Source organism: Candidatus Accumulibacter vicinus, from assembly GCF_000584955.1.
Taxonomy (GTDB): domain Bacteria; phylum Pseudomonadota; class Gammaproteobacteria; order Burkholderiales; family Rhodocyclaceae; genus Accumulibacter; species Accumulibacter vicinus.
This window is the reverse complement of record NZ_JDSS02000034.1, coordinates 1-1137: the sequence shown is the minus strand read 5'-3', so window position 1 is coordinate 1137 and position 1137 is coordinate 1. Positions and strand designations below refer to the sequence as shown.

General features: G+C 62.6%; 3 protein-coding genes. All 3 read left to right on the top strand.

Annotation, left to right across the window (positions count from 1 at the left end):
- Positions 1–343 (top strand): MerR family DNA-binding protein (locus tag CAPSK01_RS15480; protein WP_034928679.1); only part of this gene is annotated, 343 nt, incomplete at its 5' end.
- Positions 344–418: 75 nt separating this feature from the next.
- Positions 419–817 (top strand): hypothetical protein, encoded by a 399-nt coding sequence (locus CAPSK01_RS15475; RefSeq protein WP_034928677.1) that lies wholly within the window; start codon positions 419–421, stop codon positions 815–817.
- Complete coding sequence (locus CAPSK01_RS15470) at positions 814–1026, top strand: GDCCVxC domain-containing (seleno)protein (protein WP_034928676.1); 213 nt, start codon at positions 814–816, stop codon at positions 1024–1026. The genes CAPSK01_RS15475 and CAPSK01_RS15470 overlap by 4 nt, the downstream gene beginning before the upstream one ends.
- The last annotated feature ends 111 nt before the right edge of the window (positions 1027–1137 follow it).

Sequence of the window (1137 nt, the reverse complement as noted above, 5' to 3'; positions counted from 1 at the left end):
CCTGGAACGCCTGAGCTTCGTCCGCCACTGTCGGGCGCTTGACATGTCGCTTGCGGAGATCAGGCACCTGCTCGATTTCGTCGCCCACCCGGAGGCCGATTGCGGTGAGATCAACCGGCTGATCGACGAGCATCTCGGACGGGTGCGGGCGCGGTTGAAGTCCCTGAACGCCCTGGAGAATCAGTTGGTGGCGTTGCGGGCGAGCTGCGGGGCCGGGCACGTGGCTGCGGACTGCGGCATCCTGCACGAACTGGAGGCCGCCGCCCATGGCGAGGCGTGCGTATGCCATCCGGCGGGGAGAAAACATCCAGCAGTGACGACGCAAAAAGCGAAGGAACGTTGATCGGCGCTGCGTTGCGGCGGCTGGTCAACGAGTCTTAACGTACGATTTTTTCCCGTTTTCTGAGACGACCCTAAGATGAAAAAGATGATGGCTCAGATGGGCTCGGGCGGCGAAGGCCCCATGGACATGATGCAGAAGATGATGGGGCAGATGGGAAGTCAGCCCGGCGGCGAGGCCGGCAACCCCATGCAGCAGATGATGGGAATGTGCTCGGAAATCCTGGCGGCCATCCACAAGACAACGTCGATGGCCGCGCTTGCTACGCCCGAACTTCACACCCTGTTCGGCGAGTGGATGGAAAGCCTGGAACGTGAGGCGCTCGCGGCACTGGACGACCAGGGCGCGGCAGATGCAACGGCCCTGGCGACCAAGCTCAAGATCAGCGAGGCAAGCGCAATTCATGTTGTTGCGCACCTTGCCAGCAAGGGCAAGGTAAGTCTGAGCGTCCGCGCCACCGGGCAAGGTGCGCCGTGAGTCCCATTGTCCTGGAGTCCGTGTTGACGTGCCCACGCTGTGGATATGCCCAGCAGGAAACCATGCCGACCGACGCCTGCCAGTTCTTCTACGAGTGCTGCAACTGCAAGGCGTTGCTGCGCCCCAACCCCGGCGACTGCTGCGTGTTCTGTTCCTTCGGCTCGGTGAAATGCCCGCCGATTCAGGCGCAGCGCGGGTGTTGCGGGTAGCGCCCAGCTTTCACCGGCATCATCGACAGCCCGCCTTCGCGCGGGCTGTTTGCATCGTGGGGCTGAGGAACGGCTTAGCGTACGATTTTTTCCGTTTTCTGAGACGACCCG

Bases quoted from the DNA above. Each gene is read 5' to 3' on its own strand.
- CAPSK01_RS15475 (WP_034928677.1), top strand. From the start codon at position 419: ATGAAAAAGATGATGGCTCAGATGGGCTCGGGCGGCGAAGGCCCCATG.